Origin of the sequence: Spelaeicoccus albus (genome assembly GCF_013409065.1) — a bacterium.
Taxonomy (GTDB): Bacteria; Actinomycetota; Actinomycetes; order Actinomycetales; family Brevibacteriaceae; genus Spelaeicoccus; species Spelaeicoccus albus.
Genome location: NZ_JACBZP010000001.1, coordinates 1 through 18,340 on the forward strand (window position 1 = coordinate 1; position 18,340 = coordinate 18,340).

Here is an 18,340-nt window from a genome sequence, read left to right on the forward strand (position 1 = left end):
CGTCTCCTGCAGTGACGCCAGTTGGACGATTGTGCGCTGTTTGGTCTTTTGAGTCTTCGTCACCACGGCCTGGGCTGCTGCATTGGCCCGCATGGCGGTGGCCGCCGCGGACTTCTTGGCGGCGGTGGCCTTCGCTTGCTCTTGTTTGGCGGCCTTTGCCTGTCCTTGCAGCTGAGATGCCACGGACTTCTTGGCCTTGGCGGTCGTCAAGACCTTGTCACGCTGTGCGCCCAAGTGCTGAATCGTGTTGAAACGCTGCAGGACGTTCGCGGCTCCCCGGTCGTCGAGCAGCAACGTCATGCTCGGCGTCATCCCGCCATTGCGATACGCATTTGCCGCAAGGGAGCCGACTTTCTTCCGCGCCTTCCCGGCCTTGCTTTCGGCCTGATCGGCCTTGGCCTGGGCCCGGGCCGCAGCTGCCTGCTTTTGATCGAGCTTCGATGAGGCGGCGTTGAAGTTCTCCGCCGCGATCTCGGCTTTGGTGCGCGCGGCGACGAGATTGTCGTTTGCGGTGCGCAGCTTTGCTTCAAGTGCCTTGACCTGACCGGCCTTGCCGGCCGTTTGCCGCTTCGACTGCTGGATCTGACCGATGGAGGGATACTTCGGATCGGCCCAGGCCGGGGCGGCCATGACACTCGAGATCAACGCCGTCGCGCCAATCAGCGCAACCAGGCGATGCAGGCTTGTCCGTGCGGGGCGTGCCGGCATTGGATAACTCCTCCATTTGCTTGTGCCAGGCAACGCATTCGGACCCGGGGCGGCCTTCATCGAATTACACCGATGTAATTATTTTTCATTACATTACGGCGTGTCGCCTTGACTTGTTCCCGAGAGACACTACTGGAACTTGGCCACCTTTGGCAACACTGAATTTGAATAGACACTTGTATAACGTCTTTCACTTCAGTCACATCAGCCTCGCCCGTCTTGGTTAGGTTGACCTAAGCGGACATGGGTTCGTGTGCTGTGTCACGCTCTTCATATGCGCCTTGACCATGTGTCCTACGCCTCCGAACCCGATGGCTACCACGCGACTGCTGAGCGGCTCGCCAAATTACTGGGCTGCACCCCGGTGGACGGCGGTATCCATCCCCGATTCGGCACCCGCAACCTGGTATTCCCGCTGCTGGGCGGCCAGTACCTCGAAGTTGTCGAAGCGCTCGAGCACCCGGCGACCGAAAAGGCTCCGTTCGGGCAGGCAGTGCGCGGACGCAGCGAGGCCGGCGGCGGCTGGCTCGGCTGGGTCGTGTCCGTCGACGACATCTCCCCCGTGGAGGAACGTCTCGGCCGCGGCTCGGTGCAAGGCAACAGGACCCGGCCGGACGGCGTTGAGCTACGCTGGCGCCAAATCGGCGTCAAGGGCCTGATCGCAGATCCGCAATTGCCGTTCTTCGTCAGCTGGCAGTCGCCGCAAACCGACCATCCGAGTTCCGGCGAACCGGCAGGGGTCGGTGTCACGGGGTTGCAGATTGCCGGCGACCCGCACCGGGTTTCCGATTGGCTCGGCGGAAGTATCGATGACCCGCTCGGGGACATCGACGTGAATTGGGTGGCCCCGCACGGAACGCCGGGCTTGCTGGCGGTGACCTTCGCGACGCCGTCCGGCCCCGTGACTATTTAGCCGGCGGGCACTACCAGATCTTTGGCCAGATCGTCAGAATGCCCGGCGCCAAGAAGCCGACCAGGTCGATGACGCTGTGCGCGATGATGAGCGGTAGCACGCGCCGGTAGCGAAGGAAGATCAGCGCAAAGACCACGCCCATGACGATGTTTCCGGCGAACGGGCCGAATCCCTGGTACAGGTGATACGAACCGCGGATGACTGCCGACACGCCGATCACCACCGGCATCGACCATCCGAGTTTCGGCAATCTGTTCATGAGGTAGCCGATCATCACCACCTCTTCGAGCACGCCGTTTTTCACTGCGGCGAGGATCAAGACCGGCACGCGCCACCAATAGTCGTTCAAGGCGGTCGGCACCAGCGTGGCGGTGATGCCGAGGGCGTGACCGGCCAAGTAGAGCGCGATCGACGGGATGCCGATGCAAGCCGCGATGACTATCCCCCATCCGCTGTCACGCCACGGGCGCCCGGCATCGATTCCCAGACGGCGCATGACTGCCGTCATCGGCAACGGCTCCGACGTGCGGTCCGGCCGTAATGCCAGGAAGTACAGCGCCAGCGCGACGGGTACCAGGGCAAACCCGATGTCCAACAGCTGATAGGTCAGGTCGATGTACTGTCGCGCCGATTGGGGCGCGTTGAGCGTGGCCGATTGGTTCTTCAACGGGCCGCGCGAGAGCTTGTCGACGATCGACACGACCGAGTAGACGGCCGACTGGCCGAGCGAGACGCCAAGCACCAGCAGGACCTCGGGCCCTAGCCGGCCGCCGGCCGGTCGCCGCGTGCCCTGTGTCATGTCTCCAGCCTCATTCGGTTTGGTGGTTTGGCTTATTCCGCTTCGAGCGCCGCGTGCCTGCCGCGCGGGGGCTCCGGCCGCCCTCCCGACGGTTCGCCCCTCCGCGCGCTTCTGCGATTGCTGCGCCGTTCACGGCGGCGTTCCAACAAGGTGTAGAGCACCGGCACCAACAGCAGCGTGAGCACCGTCGAGGAGACGAGTCCGCCGATGACGACGATGGCCAGCGGCTTGGAAATGAAGACCCCGCCGCCCGTCAGGCCGAGCGACATCGGCAGCAGCGCGAAGATTGTCGCAAGCGCCGTCATCACTATCGGCCTGACGCGCAACCCGGCACCGGACGCCACCGCCTCGTCGATAGTCGCCCCGGATCGACGGAACTGGTTCACCAGGTCGATCAACACAATGGCGTTCGTCACGACGATGCCGATGAGCATGAGCAGGCCGATCAGCGCGGGTACGCCCAGCGCCGTGTCCGTGGCAAGTAGCAGCACGAGCGCTCCGGTTGCCGCGAACGGGATCGAGACAAGCAGGATGAACGGCTGCATCAAGCTGCGGAACGTCGCAACCATGACGAGGTAGACCATCGCGATCGCCACCAGCATGGCAAGTCCGAGTTGGGCGAACGCGTCGGACTGATCCTGGCTCACGCCGCCGATCGACGCGCTGACGCCGTGCGGCAAGTCGACCGAGTCGAGTCTGCTCGTCACCGAGGATGTCACCGAGCCGAGGTCGTCGGAGTCAACGGTGCCGGACACCGTGGCCGAGCGCTCGGAGTCGATCCTGGTGATGGACGCCGGCGCTTTTTCGGTCTTCACGTCGGCGACGCGCTCGAGCGGCACCGACGGGCCGGCCGCAGTCCTGATCGGAAGCGTCTTCAGATCATCGGCCGTGGCCGGGGCATCGCCCGATTTCAGCACGATGTCCTCGCTCGTGCCGTCGATGGTGACGGCGCCGAGCTTTTGCCCGCGCATCGCCGTGGCAACGCTTTGCCCGATCTGCGCCTGTGTCAGTCCGACCTGCGCGGCCGCGTCCCGGTCGACGTGCACCGTGACGACCGGCTGCGCGTTGGACAAATTGCTCGAGACTTCGGAAAGCCCGGAGATCCCCGACATCAACCGCGTGACCTTGTCGGCTCCCCGGCGCAGCCTGGCGGTGTCCCCGCCGTGTACCACGACGTCGAGCGTGCCCCCGCCAAACGAGGCCTGGGATCCTTGCACCGTGACTTCGCCGGCGCCGGACAAGCCGCCCAGCTCGCTACGCAAGTGCTTCGACACGGAGTCCGGATCGGCGTCCGACTTCAGTGTGATGGAAAAGCTTGCGGTGTTGGACCCGCCCGAACCGCCCGCGAACGCGGCTTCGGCGGCATTGCCCCCGGAACCGACGGTCGTCTGAAAGGACTTGATACCGGAGGTGTCCGCAAGCACGTGCTCAACCTTGTGCGCTGCGTTGTCGGTGGCTCCCAAACTCGTGCCGATCGGCATGTCCTGGGTGATGGACAAGGTGTCCTGGCCGGAATCGCCCAAGAAGTTCGTCTTCATCAGCGGGGTGGCCGCAATAGTGCCGGCAAAGATCAGGACCGCCAGGATCAGCGTCCAGACCGGGTGGCTGATGACGCCGCGCAATATCGGCGCGTAGCCGCGCTGAATCCTATTCGACGGTGCGGCCCGCCCGGCATCGACGGGTTCGGTTCCGGACTTTTTCGGTCGTTTGCCGGACATGAACCAGCTGGCAAGTGTCGGCACGACGGTGAGCGAGACCAGGAGCGATGCCGCGAGCGCGACGGTCACGCTGACGGCGAACGGGCGGAACAGTTCACCGGTCTGACCGCCGACGAACGCGATCGGCAGGAAGACGGCGACAGTGGTGAGAGTGGAGGCCGTGATGGCGCCGGCGACTTCGCGCACCGACAGCAGCACCGTGTCCATCCGCTCCCGCGCCGTGAGGGGCGCTGCCGATGCGCGCGAGTTCAAATGACGTTTCACGTTCTCGACGACGACTATCGAATCGTCGACGACCCTGCCGACCGCGACGGTCAACGCGCCAAGCGTGATGATGTTGAGCGAATAGCCGCCGATCTTCAAGCCGATCAACGCAATCAAGAGCGACATCGGTATCGAAATGGCGGTGATGATCGTCGAGCGCAGCGACACCAGGAAGAGCAAGATCACTATCACGGCGAACAGCAGACCGAGTCCGCCTTCGACGGTGAGGTCGTGGATCGATTGTTCGATGAACGGAGCCTGATCGAACACGGTGGTGAACCGTGCGTGATGGCCGAGATCCTTGGTCAATCCCGGGAGCGCATCGGCGACTTCGTGCGAGACGTCGACGGTGTTCCCGTCTTGCGCCTTGGTGATCGAGATTCCCAGCGACGGTTTGCCGTCGGTGCGCGAAATGCTCGTTTTCGGGCTCGGCTCGTTCTTCACGTCGGCGATCGATCCGAGCAGCACCGGCCCGGTCTTGGTCGGAAGCGGCAGGTCTCGCAGGTCCTTCACCGAGCTCACGGCGCTGCCGACCTGCACGCTCAATGTCTTGCCGTCGTTGGTCAGTTCCCCGGCCGGGACGACGGCCCCGGCGGCTTCGAGCAGTTTGCCGATATTGGCCGGGTCGATGCCGGCGGCGGCAACGTCGTCGCTGCGCAAGGTCACGGTGACCTGACGCTCGTCCTCACCGCTGAGAGTGGCGTCCCGGACGCCGTCCAGCGAACGGAGTTTCGGCAACACGTCCTGCTTCACGTCGGCCGCGAACTGCTGCCGGCCGGCGTCGGACGACGCGGACAGCTGGACGACGGGGATCTCGTCGAGGCTGCCGGCAATGACAGTCGGGCTGACGTCGTCCGGCAGTTGCGATCCGACGCCGTCCACGGCCCGCTGAATATTTGTCCGGATGTCGTCGGAAGATTCGCCGTACTCCAATTCGACAGTGACCGTCGAGTTGCCGGTGCTCGACGTGGAGGTGACCTTTTTGACGCCGTTCACGGTCTTGACGGCGTCCTCGATCGGCGCGGTGACCTGTTTTTCCACAGTTGACGGCGACGCGCCCTGGTACGGCGTGACGACTGCGGCGACAGGAAGTTGCAGCGACGGAATGAGCTCGCGTTTCAAGGATGCTGTGGAATACACCCCGAACCCGATGATGATGAGGGCGAGAAGACCGACAATGGCGCGATTGGCCAGGCTCAAGCGGGTCAGGAACGTCACGCGTGGGGCCTTCCGAGGTTGAAGGAGCGGGTTCACTTCAGTATGACGGCCCGGCCGTCCGATCGGTTCCCCGGCCGGCTCACCCCGTGACGTCGACGTTGATGCTCGCGTACCCGCTGGCGCCGTTCGGAGCCGGGGCCGCGCGCGTCGAAGTCTGCACCTTGCCGTGAGCGTCGGTGGCGCGCACGGTGAGCTCGTGTCTGCCGCGGACGGCACGCCACGGCAGGTGCCATTGACGCCACGTGTCGGTGTTCGGCACGTCGGCCAGCTCGGCAGTTTTCCACGCGCCGCCGTCGATGCGCACCTCGACCCGCGAAATGCCCGTGTGCTGTGCCCACGCGATTCCGGCCACGTCGACGTCCCCGGCGCGCACGGACGCCTCGGACGCCGGCACGTCGATGCGTGAGCCGATCTTGATCGGGCCGCGGGCCGACCATCCGCGCATCGTCCAGTATCCGGTTTGCCGGTCGAACCGCGTCAGTTCCAGATCGGTCACCCATTTGGTCGCCGACACGTATCCGTACAGGCCCGGAACCACCAGACGTGCCGGGAATCCGTGCGCAATGGGCAGGGGCTTGCCGTTCATGCCGACTGCCACTATGGCGTCCCTGTTGTCATCGTTCATTGCCGACAGCGGCGTCCCGGCCGTGAAGCCGTCCGTGCTTTTTGACAGGACCATATCGGCGCCGGATTTCACGCCGGCGCGGTCGAGCAGGTCGCGGACCGGGTAGCCGAGCCAGACGGCGTTGCCGATGAGATCGCCGCCGACGGTATTGGACACGCACGCGAGCGTGACGACCCGTTCGACGAGCGGCAGCGCCAAGAGGTCGTCCATGGTGATGCGTACCGGACGACGGACCATGCCGTGGACGGTCAGCTGCCAGTCGGCCGCGTCCACCTCGGGCAGCTGCAAGGCGGTGTCGACCCGGTAAAACGTCTTGGCCGGCGTGATGAACGCGGTCATCCCCGTCAACTGCGCGCCGTCCGGAATCTTCGCCCGGACGGCCGGCTTCGGCAGCGTCAGGGCCGACCGGCTCGAAGCGGCGCGGCGCGATCCGGCGCCCGCCACCCCGGACCCCGCCCAGGCAGCCGCGGCAACGACCGCCGAGCCCGTGCCGACCTGTAAGAAAGTCCGGCGCGCCCATATGCCGGGAAGCACGCGGCGGGCATCGAGCCGGCCGGTCAGCACACGCAGGGCTATCACTCCGGCAATGACGCCGATCAGCGACGGCACCGAGGCGGCAAGCGTGGCGTCGGCCCGGGCACTGGCCGCGATCATGCCGAGGATCCCAAAGACTATGAATAGGGCGGACCCGAACGGGTAGCGCGGACGTTCGATGAGGCCGGCCGTTGCCATCAGCGCCGCCATGATGATTCCCATGGCGACGAAGAATGCCGCTTTGTCGCTGCTGCCGAAGGTTTGGATGGCGAATTCCTTCAGCCCGGCCGGCAGCAGGTCGACGACGGCCGATCCTACTGCGAACACCGGGGAGGCGGCCGGCGACACGAGTGCCGAGACGAGCTGTCCAATTGCCAATGCGACGGCGCCGGCCAGCAGCCCGGCCGCGGAATGTCGCCACCGGGACGGTGCAGGTTCGGCGTGCGGCGGATCGGTCATCGCGCCGGCGTCGGTCTCAGCTCAGCCATGCCGCGTAGTGCTTCCGGGCCTTGGCGAGCTTGGGGTTGATGATGACCTGGCAGTAACCGGCGAACGGATGTTCGGCGTAGAAATTCTGGTGCACGTCCTCGCCCGGGTAGAACTCTCCGAGCGGCTCTATCTCGGTCACTATGGGGTTCGGCCAGTCCGCGGCCGCAGCATCCCGGGCGGCAAGGAAATCCGCCTTGTCCAGGTCGTCGGCGTAGAACATGGACGACCGGTATTGGGTGCCCACGTCATAGCCTTGCCGGTTGAGACTTGTCGGGTCGTGCGAAACGAAAAACAGGCCGAGCACGACGTCGGGCGGCACGATCTCCTCGTCAAAGGTGACGGCAACCACTTCGGCGTGCCCGGTGCGGCCGGAGGCCACCGATTCGTAGTCGGGCTTTCCCGACCCGCCGGTATAGCCCGATACCACGGACTTCACGCCGGTGGTCTGTTGATAGACGGCGTCCAGACACCAAAAGCATCCCCCGCCGAGCACATACGTCCTCATAACCGGTCAAACGATGAGCCGGGTACCGATAATTCCCGTCGGGCGCACGCTCGGTCGATCATTCTCGGCCGGCGCGGTGCACGATCTGTTCGGCATGGCGCAGCACCGGCGCATCGACCATCGTGCCGTCAAAGCTGAACACGCCGCGTTCGCCTTGCGCGGCGGCGAGCACTCGCTCGGCCCAAGCAGTCTGCTGCGCCGTGGGCCGGTAGGCCGACCGCACCGTCGGCACTTGGGACGGGTGAATGCACGCCGTGCCGGAGAAGCCGACGGCGCACCCGTCGCGAGCTTCGTCGGCGAGTCCGGCTTCATCGGCGATATCCAGGTGTACGGCGTCCAGCGCGAACCTGTCGAACGCGGCAGCGGCAACGAGCGTCACGCTGCGGGCGTGCCGGGCCACATCGCGATACTCGCCGTTTTGCCGGCGGCTGGAGCCGCCTCCCAAGCTCGCCACGAGGTCCTCTGCTCCCCACATCATGCCGATGGTGCCCTGGGCGGCCGCGATCTCGGCGGCCCGGACGACGCCCAGCGGAGTTTCAATGAGCGCGACCACGTTCCACGGGGCCAGTTCGGATACGGCGGCGGCCGAATCGGCCTTGGGCAGCATCACTGTGGTGTACCGGGTCTGGCGCAGCATTGCCACGTCGAGCTCGTGGGCACGGGTACCTGCCGGGTTGATGCGGATCACCGTCCGTGCCGGGTCGAGTTCGGAGCCCTGCACGGCCGTTCTGGCACCGGCCTTGTCCGACGCGGCCACTGCGTCCTCGAGGTCGACGATCACGACGTCCGCCGCTGCGGCCGCCTTCGAATAGCGGTCGGGCCTGTCGGCCGGGCAGAACAGCCATGCCGGGCAGTCACTCAGTGCGGGCATCGATCACTCCTCGTTCGTTGGCGCCGGCGTTGCCGGACGGCATTGCACAAGGGTAGCCCGGGTGGCCACGGCGACGACATCGCCGTTCTGGTTGCGGGCGGTGTGCCGCAAGGTCACGATGCCCTCTCCCGGCCGGCTCTTCGACATCCGCTTGTCCTCCACAATCGTTTCGGCGTACAGCGTGTCGCCGTGGAAGACCGGGTGCGGGAAGTTCACCGATGAGAAACCGAGATTGGCGACGATCGTGCCGAGGGTCAATTGTGCGACAGACAGCCCGACAAGCGTGGACAATGTGAACATCGAGTTCACGAGGCGCTGCCCGAACGGCTCGTCGGCGCTCGCGGCCGCGTCCAGATGCAGCGGCTGCGTGTTCATGGTCATGGCCGTGAAGAACGTGTTGTCCGCTTCGGTGACGGTACGTCCGGGACGGTGCTTGTACACCACTCCGGTGTCGAATTCTTCGAAATAGAGGCCGCGCTGGACCACTGCGGCGCGTTCGTCGTCGGGCATCGTCATTCCTTTGATGGGCTTTCGATACTGGGCTTTCGATACTGGGCTTTCGATACTGGGCTCTTACTACCGGGCTCTCAATATCGGGCTACCGGTATCCGTGACCGGCAGACTACAGGCCGAGGGACCGGGCGATGAGCAAGAGCTGGACCTCGGTGGTTCCTTCGCCGATTTCCAAGATCTTCGAATCCCGGTAGTGCCGGGATACGACGTAGTCGTTCATGAAACCGTAACCGCCGTGGATCTGGGTGGCATCGCGCGCATTGTCCATTGCGGCTTCGCCGGCGATCATCTTTGCCACCGACGCGTCCTTTTTGAACGGCTTGCCGGCCAGCATCCTGGCGGCTGCCGAATAGTAGGCCGCGCGAGCCGTCATGGTGCGTGCTTCCATCCGGGCGATCTTGAACGCGATTGCCTGGTTGTCGCCGATGGGCTTGCCGAACGCTTCCCGTTCGCGGGCGTATTTGACGCTTTCGTCGACGCATCCCTGGGCCGCTCCGACGGCGAGCGCCGCCACGGCAATGCGGCCTTCATCAAGGATGGACAGGAAGTGGGCGTATCCGCGGCCGCGTCGGCCCAGCAGATTCTCCTCCGGAACGCGGACGTCGTCGAAGGTCAGCGGATGAGTGTCGGAGGCGTTCCACCCCACCTTGTTGTATGCCGGTTCGGCAGTGAAGCCGGGCGTACCGGACGGCACAATGATCGTCGAGATCTCCGGCTTTTCATTGCCGTCTTTTCCGGTCGTGGTTCCGGTCACGGCCGTCACGGTGACCAGCGACGTGATGTCGGTGCCGGAATTGGTGATGAACTGCTTGTTTCCGTTGACCACCCATTCGCCGCCGTCGAGCCGCGCGGTGGTTCTGGTGCCGCCGGCGTCCGATCCGGCGCCCGGCTCGGTCAGGCCGAATCCGCCGAGGCTGGTTCCTGCGGCCAGCGCCGGCAGATACTTTTGCTTTTGCTCATCGGTGCCGAACCGGTAAATGGGCATGGCGCCGAGCGAGCACCCCGCCTCTAGGGTGATGGCCACCGACTGGTCGACCCTGGCCAGTTCTTCAATGGCGAGACTGAGAGCAAAGTAGTCGCCGCCCATGCCGCCGTATTCCTCGCTGATGGGCAGGCCGAAAAGGCCCATGTCCGCCATGCCGCTGACGACTTCGTACGGGAACGTCTTGGCCGCGTCGTGCTCGGCCGATACCGGCGCGACGACCTCGCGGGTGAATTCTTCGACAGTGGACCGCAGGTCTTCGTATTCGTCCGGCAAATTTCCCAGGGCAAATCCGTGCGTGCTCATTTTTCATCTCCAATAATGGTGGCCAGCAACTGGTCGACGCCGACCTTGTCGCCGGCGCGGACTGCGATGTCGGCGTTGCCCGCCACCGGTGCGGACAAGACGTGTTCCATCTTCATGGCTTCGACGATGACGACCGGGTTTCCGGCCTCGACGCGGCCTCCGGGCTCGGCCGGCACGGCTATGACGGTGCCCGGCATCGGGGAGAGGATCTCCCCCTCCTGGTCGGCTTGCCCGTCGTCACCGCCCGCCAGGCGCGCCGGCTCCGTCAGCCGGAAGGTGCCCGTCCGCATCGTCACCCACACGCCGTCCGGGCCGTTGTCGACGCTGACGCCGGAGCGTACGCCGGCCCAGACCAGCCCGTCGGAGTCCAGGCGCGCGCGCACCGGTTCGTCGTCGTCGATCCGCACCAACGCGTCCGCGCGGGCGGGATCGCCGTGCACATGCACGGTGCGGCGACCACCGGCCGATTCGAAAACACACGCGAGTCCGGCGTGCGCGCCGACCCGCCACCCGTCCGGGCCGGCCCACAGGGAGCCCGCGCCGGCCCGCGCGATGGTGCCGGCTTTCGCCAGTGCGGCGGCGGCCCACGCCTCCGGCGGCGGTGACGGCGCGCTGAAACCGGGAAGTCGGTCGTCGATGAGAGTGGTGCGCAGCCTGCCGGCGCGCACGTCCTCGTCGGCCAACAGGAATCGCAGGAAGTCGATGTTCGTCACGACGCCCGGCATCGCCGTGTCCGACAGGGCCTTGTCGAGCTTGGCCAGAGCGCCCGCGCGGTCGGGGGCGTATGCGATGACCTTGGCCAGCATCGGATCGTAATCGGTGCCGACGACCATGCCGTCGGACGCGGACGAATCGACCCGGACCCCCTCCCCCGCAGGCTCGACGGCGCGGATGATGGTGCCGGCGCTCGGCAGGAACCCGCGGGAAGCGTCTTCGGCGTACACGCGCGCCTCCATGGCGTGGCCGGTGAGCGTCACGTCCTCCTGCGTGAAATCGAGGGGTTCGCCGGACGCCACGCGCAATTGCCACTCGACGAGGTCGAGGCCCGTGACGAATTCGGTGACCGGATGCTCGACTTGGAGCCTGGTGTTCATTTCCATGAAGAAGAAGTCGCCCGGCGCGTCGTCCGAGACGATGAATTCGACGGTGCCGACACCGACGTATCCGACGCTGCGCGCCGTCTCGCACGCAGCGCTGCCTATTTCGTTGCGAATAGCGTCGTCCAGCAGCGGTGACGGGGCTTCTTCGATGACCTTTTGATGGCGGCGTTGCAGACTGCATTCGCGTTCGCCCAAATGCACGACGTTGCCGTGGGTATCGGCCAGGATTTGTACTTCGATGTGCCGGGGCCGGCGCACGAGTCGTTCGATGAACAGCGTGTCGTCGCCGAAGGCGGCACGGGATTCGCGGCGCGAGCCGGCGAGGGCCTCCGGCAGCGCGGCCGGATCGTCGACCTCGCGCATCCCTTTTCCGCCGCCGCCGGCCGACGGCTTGACGAGGACGGGGTAGCCGATCTCGGCGGCGCCGGCCTCGAGCTCGGCATCGGTGAGGCCGGGGCGTGAAATGCCCGGCACCAGCGGCACGCCGCGAGCCGAGACGGTGCGCTTGGCGGTGATCTTGTCGCCCATGACTTCGATGGCCGAGGCCGGTGGGCCCACGAAGACGATGCCGGCCGCCTCACAAGCGCGAGCGAAGTCAGTGTTCTCGGACAGGAATCCGTAGCCGGGGTGGATGGCGTCCGCGCCGGTGCGCACGGCCGCTTCGATGACCTTGTTGATGTCGAGATAGCTCTCAGCGGCCGACGCCGGGCCGAGCCGGACGGCCAGATCGGCTTCGCGCACATGTCGAGCGCCGGCGTCCGCGTCGGAATAGACGGCGATCGCGGTGAGCCCGAGTTTCTTCACGGTGCGGATGACGCGCACCGCGATTTCGCCTCGATTGGCAATGAGCACAGCCTTCAGCATTGCGCCTCACATCCTGAACAGTCGGTCGGCGATATCGGACAGTGGCGCGCCGGAACACGCGTCAAGGGCCATTCCCACGACGCGGCGAGTGTCGACCGGATCAATGATGCCGTCGTCCCACAGCCGTGCCGTCGAATAGTACGGATTGCCCTGTTCTTCGTATTGCTGCCGGATGGGAGCCTTGAACGCTTCTTCGTCGTCGGCGCTCCACGCGCCGGCCGGGTCGTCGCCCGCAGCGACGGCCCGCCGCTCGAGCTGGTCTCGTTTCACGGTGGCCAGCACGGACGCCGCCTGCTCCCCGCCCATCACGGAGATCCGGGCGTTCGGCCACATCCACAAGAACCGAGGATCGTAAGCGCGCCCGCACATCGAATAGTTGCCGGCGCCGTACGAGCCGCCGATGATGACGGTCAGCTTCGGCACCCTGGCGCAGGCCACCGCCGTGACCATCTTGGCGCCGTGCTTGGCGATGCCGCCGGCCTCGTACTCCCTGCCGACCATGAATCCCGAGATGTTCTGCAAGAACAACAGCGGAATCTTGCGCTGATCGCACAATTCGATGAAGTGCGCCCCCTTGAGGGCCGATTCGCTGAACAAGACGCCATTATTGGCCACGATGCCGACCGGGTGGCCGTGCACCGAGGCGAATCCGGTGACGAGCGAGCGTCCGTATTCGGCCTTGAACTCGTGGAATTCGGAAGCATCGACGATGCGGGCGATCACTTCGCGCACGTCGTACGAGGTGCGCGAGTCCGGTGGCACGACGCCGTAGAGTTCCTCGGCCGGATAGCGCGGATCGCGGGATTCGGCGACCGTCCAGGGGGCCGGGTCCGGCTTCGGCAAGGTGGCGACGATGTCGCGCATGGTGGCAAGCGCGTCGGCATCGTCGGCCGCCAAATGGTCTGTCACGCCGGAGACCTGCGAATGCAATTTGCCGCCGCCGAGTTCTTCGGCGGTGACTTCTTCGCCGGTGGCGGCCTTGACCAGCGGGGGGCCGCCCAAAAAGATTGTGCCTTGCTCTTTGACGATGATGCTTTCGTCGCTCATGGCCGGCACGTACGCGCCGCCGGCGGTGCACGATCCGAGCACTGCGGCAAGCTGCGGCACGCCGTCGGCGCTGAGAGTCGCCTGGTTGTAGAAGATGCGGCCGAAGTGATCGCGGCCCGGAAAGACGTCGTCCTGATTGGGCAGGTTCGCCCCGCCCGAGTCGACGAGATACAGGCACGGCAGCTTGTTCTCGCGGGCGATGTCCTGGGCGCGCAAGTGCTTTTTGACGGTTTCCGGATAGTAGGTGCCGCCCTTGACCGTCGCATCGTTTGCCACGATGACGCATTCGCGGCCGCTGACTCGGCCGATACCGGTGATGATGCCCGCGCCGGGCACCTCGCCTGCATACATGCCGCCCGCGGCCAGCGGGGACAGCTCGAGGAACGGACTGCCCGGATCGAGCAGCGCATCGACCCTGTCGCGCGGCAAGAGCTTGCCGCGGGAGACGTGGCGCTCACGTGAACGCTCGCTACCGCCTAATGCCGCATTGGCCAGCTTGTCTTTCAGCTCGGCGACAAGCCGATGGAACTCGGCGGTGTTCGACGTAAACGTCTCGGATTGCGTATCGACGTTCGTAGCCAGCTCGCGCAATGCCCACTCCTACCGATTCGACGGCGCGCAAACCCCACGCGCAGTTAATGACGACTAACTGAATTCAAGTTAATATGTATTAACTTCACTTGTCCACTCCGCCGCCGTCAGCGAAAAGAAATCAATGTCAGAACCGACAGTCAGGAGCCGGCGAAAAGCCGGACGCCGTGCTCAACTGCTTGCGGCAGCCGCCGAGCTCTTTGCCGTCCGCGGCTATCTGGGCGTCCGGCTCGAGGACCTCGGCTCGGCCGTCGGCGTGAGCGGGCCGGCGGTCTACCGACACTTTGCCAACAAGGAATCCGTACTTGTCGAGCTCTTGGTCGGCATCAGCGAGCGACTGTTGGCCGGCGGCCGCGCGGCAGTGGCCGGTGTCGACTCGGCAGCGGACCAGTTGGCGGCGCTCATCGAGTTCCATACGGAATTCGCCGTCGCCGACAGCGAACTGATTCGCATCCAGGACCGCGATCTGGCGCAGCTGCCGCCGGATTCCGAGCACGAGGTGCGCAAGCTGCAACGCGAATACGTCGAACTCTGGGTCGACGTACTGTGCCGGGTGGATTCCGCACTGGACGTCGCCGAAGCCCGGGTCAAGGTGCACGCAGCGATCGGACTGATGAACTCGACGCCGCATATCGCCGATGACTCGCGCCGGCGCTTGACCGTCCTGCTGGCCTCCATGACGTCGAAGGCCCTCGGCGCGACCTGCTGATTGGCCCTATCGGCACTAGAGTGTTCCCTGATCGTCAACCCCCGCGAGCAAAGAGGCACATTATGATCAGGTGGCTGATAGTCGCCGCACTGTGGATAGTCGGAATCGCCCTGGCCCTGGTGGCCGTCACGGTCAGCGCATGGTGGTGGATAGCAGCCGGGATCGTGTTGTTCTTTGCCCTTGTCGGAACCTACGACTTGTTCCAGCGGCGGCACAGCATTTTGCGTAATTACCCGATTGCCGGGCACATGCGGTTCATCCTCGAATACATCCGCCCCGAAATCCAGCAGTACTTCATCGAACGGTCCAATGACGGCACGCCGTTCGCGCACGACGCCCGCGCACTCGTCTACAAGCGCGCCAAGGGACTCGAAGGTGATAATCCGTTCGGCACCGAACGCAACGTCAATCGGGTCGGCTACGAATACGTACCGCATTCATTGCACGCGCACGCCGCGCCGTCCGGGGCCCCGCGAGTGCGAATCGGCGGCCCCGACTGCACCCGGCCCTACGACATGGCGATGCTCAATGTCTCGGCCATGAGCTTTGGCGCCTTGTCGTCGAACGCCATTGAAGCGTTGAACGGCGGGGCTGCCCGCGGCGGATTCGCGCACGACACCGGCGAAGGCGGGCTGAGCCCGTACCACCAGAAGCACGGCGGCGACCTGATTTGGGAGATCGGCTCGGGCTACTTCGGCTGCCGCACGGAGAACGGAAACTTCGATCAGCAGGCGTTCAGCGACAAGGCGAATCTGCCGCAGGTCAAATGCGTGTCGATCAAGTTGTCGCAAGGCGCCAAGCCCGGACTGGGCGGCGTCCTGCCCGGCCCCAAGGTGAATCGGGAGATTGCCGAGACGCGCGGCGTACCGGTCGGCAAGACAGTTGTTTCACCGCCGGCGCACACCGCGTTCTCCACGCCGATCGAACTGATGCGCTTTGTCCGTCACTTGCGCGGACTCACGGACGGCAAACCGGTGGGGTTCAAGCTCTGTGTCGGTTCGCGTAAGGAATTCCTCGGGATCTGCAAGGCAATGATCGAAACCGAAATCACCCCGGATTTCATCATCGTGGATGGCGCCGAGGGCGGCACCGGCGCCGCGCCGCTCGAGTTCGAGGACCACGTCGGCATGCCGCTCACGGACGGGCTGATGACCGTGCACAACGCGCTTGTCGGCGCCGGCCTGCGCGACAAGATCCGAATCGGCGCGTCCGGCAAGGTGTCCAGCGGTATCGACATCGTCAAGAGGGTGATCCAGGGCGCGGACTTCACGCTTGCCGCCCGGGCAATGATGTTCGCGCTGGGGTGCATCCAGGCCCAGCAGTGCCACACGAACAAGTGCCCGGTCGGCGTGACCACGCAGGATCCGCGGCGTACCCGGGCGCTCAACGTTCCGGACAAGACGCAGCGCGTGGCGAATTTCCAGGAGGGGACGGTCGCGAGCGCGGCGCAGATCGTGGCATCGATGGGACTTGACGATTTCCACGATTTGAATCCGTCGATGCTGCATCGCCGGGTCGATGCCTACGAGACGAGGACGTACGCGGAGATTCACGAATGGCTGGCGCCGGAAGTGCTGTTGCATGATCCGCCGATGACTTGGCGAAGCGATTGGGCCGGCGCCGACGCACACGCCTTCTGACTCCCGCCGAAATGGAGCCTCCTGTCGGAATCGAACCGACGACCTTTTTATTACGAGTAAAACGCTCTGCCGACTGAGCTAAGGAGGCATTCGGGCGGGTGGCCCGGCGATTTACTCTATAAGAGTTTTTCCGGTCCGGTCAAAACGACCCCGCTCAGCCTCCGCCGGACGGCGGCACGGCGCACGGTCGTAGGGTGAAGGCATGCATTCCTCCAACCTGCCGGCCGCCGCAGGACAGTTGACGATCGAGCATTTCCGCAACGGCTTGGCGACCGAATTGTCCGATCTCTCGCGGTGCATCCGGTGCGAATCTCCCTCGAGCAATAAGGAGGCGGTTCTCGCCAGCGCGCGCTTGATCGCCGAGATCGGCACGGCGCGGTTGGGCACGGCACCCGACGAGATAGTCGTCGACGGCCGGACCCATTTGCGGTGGCGATTCGGCCAAGGACGCCGGCGCGTCATCTTGCTGTGCCACCACGACACCGTATGGCCGATCGGCTCCCTCGCGGCCCACCCGTATTCGGTCGAGTCCGGTGTGCTCCGCGGGCCCGGAAGCTACGACATGAAGACCGGGCTCATTGGAGCAATCCATGCGCTTGCGGCATTGCGCGGTTGTTACGGGACGCTGGACGGAATCACGCTCCTTGTCACCGGCGACGAAGAGATCGGTTCACCGACGTCCCGGCCGTTGATCGAGGCCGAAGCCGCCGGCTGCGACGCGGCGCTCGTGATGGAGGCCGCGGGGCCGGACGGCGCGCTGAAGACGGCGCGCAAGGGCATTTCGATCTATTCGATCGACATCACCGGCCATGCGGCGCACGCCGGGACGGAACCCGAACGCGGCGTCAACGCGTCGGTCGAGCTGGCTCGACAGATTCTCGCCGTGTCCCAACTCGGCGATCCTGCCCTGGGGACGACAGTGACGCCGACCGTTGCGTCGTCCGGAACCACTGGAAACACGGTGCCTGCCACGGCGCGGCTCGCCATCGATGCACGCGCGTTGACGACTGCCGAACAAGAACGCGTCGACCGCGCCGTTGCGGCATTGACCCCCGCACTTCCGGGCAGCACGCTCAACGTCGGCGGCGGTATCAACCGGCCGCCGCTGGAGGAATCGAGCGGGATCGGACTTTTCCGGCGCGCCGAGCGCATCGCGAGCGTCCGCGGACTGACGCCGCTGGACCATGTCGGCGTGGGCGGGGCGTCGGACGGAAATTTCACTGCCGGCATCGGCGTGCCCACGCTCGACGGTTTGGGAGCCGTCGGCGGCGGGGCCCATGCGGACGACGAGCACGCCCTGGTCGAAAAGATACCCGAGCGCACCGCATTGATCGCGTGGTTGGTCGCCGACGTACTGGGTTTGGCCTGAACCAACTCTGCTCTGCCGGGCCCGAGCTCGGCAGGCTCCCGGCCCGTCAGACGCGGGCCAGCAGCGAGGTGAAAACTCGCGCTCTGAGTTCCTCGCTCGGCAGCGGAAGACCCGACACCGCGCACAGGAATAGCCCGTCGCCGACCAGTCGGATGGTTTCTGCCAAAACCGGATCGGCGACCTCGCCGTGTACGGCGTCGACCCATTCGGTGAAGACACCGCGGATCTTGGCGCTCGCGTCGGGGTCGGTGCCATCGGCCGCGCGCAATACCGCGATCACCGACCAGTACAGCCCGGAGTCCTCCGGTTTGCCCGGGATCGCGGTTTCCAGGAACGACTGGGCGACGGATCCGTCGCCGGCCTGCGCCGCGGCGATTTCGGCGCGCGTGACGTCGGCGAGTCGGTCGATCAGTCCGTCAACCAGGTCGCGTTTGCTGCCGAAATGGTAGAGCAGGCCGCCCTTGGACACGCCAGCCGCCGCTGCAACCGATTCGAGCGTGACGGCTGCCGGGCCGGAAGTCAGCAGCACGTGCTGTAATGCGTCGAGAATCCTCCCGCGAGTCCGATGTGCCACG

General features: G+C 65.5%; 15 protein-coding genes and 1 tRNA gene. 4 read left to right on the forward strand and 12 right to left on the reverse strand.

The genetic code is table 11. The annotated features are described in order from the left end of the window. Positions 1 to 708 (reverse strand): coiled-coil domain-containing protein (locus tag BJY26_RS00005; RefSeq protein ID WP_425326644.1); only part of this gene is annotated, 708 nt, incomplete at its 3' end. Positions 709 to 982: 274 nt separating this feature from the next. Here BJY26_RS00005 and BJY26_RS00010 point away from each other — a divergent pair. Beyond that, positions 983 to 1,621, forward strand: a complete 639-nt coding sequence (locus BJY26_RS00010; RefSeq protein ID WP_179424599.1) for a VOC family protein — start codon at positions 983 to 985, stop codon at positions 1,619 to 1,621. Between the two features lie 10 nt (positions 1,622 to 1,631). On the opposite strand, the gene BJY26_RS00015 is transcribed toward BJY26_RS00010, so the two are convergent. From BJY26_RS00015 to BJY26_RS00055, 9 genes are all read right to left on the reverse strand, one after another. Beyond that, entirely contained in the window at positions 1,632 to 2,420 is a 789-nt protein-coding gene (locus tag BJY26_RS00015) for a CPBP family intramembrane glutamic endopeptidase (protein WP_179424601.1), read from the reverse strand. A gap of 32 nt (positions 2,421 to 2,452) precedes the next feature. Beyond that, entirely contained in the window at positions 2,453 to 5,620 is a 3,168-nt protein-coding gene (locus tag BJY26_RS00020) for an efflux RND transporter permease subunit (RefSeq protein ID WP_179424603.1), read from the reverse strand. Between the two features lie 79 nt (positions 5,621 to 5,699). Next, the gene (locus tag BJY26_RS00025; protein WP_179424605.1) at positions 5,700 to 7,238 is read right to left on the reverse strand and encodes a molybdopterin-dependent oxidoreductase; all 1,539 of its coding nucleotides are present in this window, start codon (positions 7,236 to 7,238) and stop codon (positions 5,700 to 5,702) included. Between the two features lie 16 nt (positions 7,239 to 7,254). Continuing rightward, entirely contained in the window at positions 7,255 to 7,773 is a 519-nt protein-coding gene (gene msrA / locus BJY26_RS00030) for a peptide-methionine (S)-S-oxide reductase MsrA (protein WP_179424607.1), read from the reverse strand. Between the two features lie 58 nt (positions 7,774 to 7,831). Then, complete coding sequence (locus BJY26_RS00035; protein ID WP_179424609.1) at positions 7,832 to 8,644, reverse strand: HpcH/HpaI aldolase/citrate lyase family protein; 813 nt, start codon at positions 8,642 to 8,644, stop codon at positions 7,832 to 7,834. Positions 8,645 to 8,647: 3 nt separating this feature from the next. Further along, entirely contained in the window at positions 8,648 to 9,154 is a 507-nt protein-coding gene (locus tag BJY26_RS00040) for a MaoC family dehydratase (RefSeq protein WP_179424611.1), read from the reverse strand. Between the two features lie 112 nt (positions 9,155 to 9,266). Further along, positions 9,267 to 10,445: an acyl-CoA dehydrogenase family protein gene (locus tag BJY26_RS00045; RefSeq protein ID WP_179424612.1), complete on the reverse strand. Its 1,179-nt coding sequence runs from the start codon at positions 10,443 to 10,445 to the stop codon at positions 9,267 to 9,269. Continuing rightward, positions 10,442 to 12,409 carry an acetyl/propionyl/methylcrotonyl-CoA carboxylase subunit alpha gene (locus BJY26_RS00050; protein WP_179424613.1) on the reverse strand — a complete coding sequence of 656 codons (1,968 nt, stop codon included), beginning with the start codon at positions 12,407 to 12,409 and terminating at the stop codon, positions 10,442 to 10,444. Before BJY26_RS00050 ends, BJY26_RS00045 begins: the two co-directional genes overlap by 4 nt. Before the next feature lie 6 nt (positions 12,410 to 12,415). Beyond that, the gene (locus tag BJY26_RS00055; protein ID WP_218852187.1) at positions 12,416 to 14,047 is read right to left on the reverse strand and encodes a carboxyl transferase domain-containing protein; all 1,632 of its coding nucleotides are present in this window, start codon (positions 14,045 to 14,047) and stop codon (positions 12,416 to 12,418) included. 124 nt (positions 14,048 to 14,171) lie between these two features. On the opposite strand from BJY26_RS00055, the gene BJY26_RS00060 reads away from it, so the two are divergent. Both BJY26_RS00060 and BJY26_RS00065 read left to right on the forward strand, forming a co-directional pair. After that, a complete protein-coding gene (locus BJY26_RS00060) occupies positions 14,172 to 14,756 on the forward strand; it encodes a TetR/AcrR family transcriptional regulator (RefSeq protein WP_179424614.1) in 585 nt (194 codons plus the stop codon). A gap of 62 nt (positions 14,757 to 14,818) precedes the next feature. Next, positions 14,819 to 16,396: an FMN-binding glutamate synthase family protein gene (locus BJY26_RS00065; RefSeq protein WP_179424615.1), complete on the forward strand. Its 1,578-nt coding sequence runs from the start codon at positions 14,819 to 14,821 to the stop codon at positions 16,394 to 16,396. A 12-nt stretch (positions 16,397 to 16,408) separates the two neighbouring features. Here the strand turns inward: BJY26_RS00065 and BJY26_RS00070 are convergent. Beyond that, positions 16,409 to 16,484, reverse strand: a tRNA-Thr gene (locus tag BJY26_RS00070). Between the two features lie 114 nt (positions 16,485 to 16,598). Here BJY26_RS00070 and BJY26_RS00075 point away from each other — a divergent pair. Further along, on the forward strand, positions 16,599 to 17,765 hold the full coding sequence (locus BJY26_RS00075; protein WP_179424616.1) for a M20 family metallopeptidase: 1,167 nt from the start codon (positions 16,599 to 16,601) through the stop codon (positions 17,763 to 17,765). Between the two features lie 46 nt (positions 17,766 to 17,811). Here BJY26_RS00075 and BJY26_RS00080 read toward each other — a convergent pair whose 3' ends face one another. Further along, the gene (locus BJY26_RS00080) at positions 17,812 to 18,339 is read right to left on the reverse strand and encodes a TetR/AcrR family transcriptional regulator (protein WP_179424617.1); all 528 of its coding nucleotides are present in this window, start codon (positions 18,337 to 18,339) and stop codon (positions 17,812 to 17,814) included. Position 18,340 lies beyond the last annotated feature (1 nt).

Excerpts from the sequence above, each read along its gene's own strand:
- BJY26_RS00050 (WP_179424613.1), bottom strand. The coding sequence starts at position 12,409 with ATGCTGAAGGCTGTGCTCATTGCCAATCGAGGCGAAATCGCGGTGCGC.
- BJY26_RS00045 (WP_179424612.1), bottom strand. The coding sequence starts at position 10,445 with ATGAGCACGCACGGATTTGCCCTGGGAAATTTGCCGGACGAATACGAA.
- BJY26_RS00025 (WP_179424605.1), bottom strand. The coding sequence starts at position 7,238 with ATGACCGATCCGCCGCACGCCGAACCTGCACCGTCCCGGTGGCGACAT.
- BJY26_RS00010 (WP_179424599.1), top strand. The coding sequence starts at position 983 with ATGCGCCTTGACCATGTGTCCTACGCCTCCGAACCCGATGGCTACCAC.
- BJY26_RS00065 (WP_179424615.1), top strand. The coding sequence starts at position 14,819 with ATGATCAGGTGGCTGATAGTCGCCGCACTGTGGATAGTCGGAATCGCC.
- BJY26_RS00035 (WP_179424609.1), bottom strand. The coding sequence starts at position 8,644 with ATGCCCGCACTGAGTGACTGCCCGGCATGGCTGTTCTGCCCGGCCGAC.
- BJY26_RS00040 (WP_179424611.1), bottom strand. The coding sequence starts at position 9,154 with ATGCCCGACGACGAACGCGCCGCAGTGGTCCAGCGCGGCCTCTATTTC.
- BJY26_RS00060 (WP_179424614.1), top strand. The coding sequence starts at position 14,172 with ATGTCAGAACCGACAGTCAGGAGCCGGCGAAAAGCCGGACGCCGTGCT.
- BJY26_RS00015 (WP_179424601.1), bottom strand. The coding sequence starts at position 2,420 with ATGACACAGGGCACGCGGCGACCGGCCGGCGGCCGGCTAGGGCCCGAG.
- msrA (WP_179424607.1), bottom strand. The coding sequence starts at position 7,773 with ATGAGGACGTATGTGCTCGGCGGGGGATGCTTTTGGTGTCTGGACGCC.
- BJY26_RS00075 (WP_179424616.1), top strand. The coding sequence starts at position 16,599 with ATGCATTCCTCCAACCTGCCGGCCGCCGCAGGACAGTTGACGATCGAG.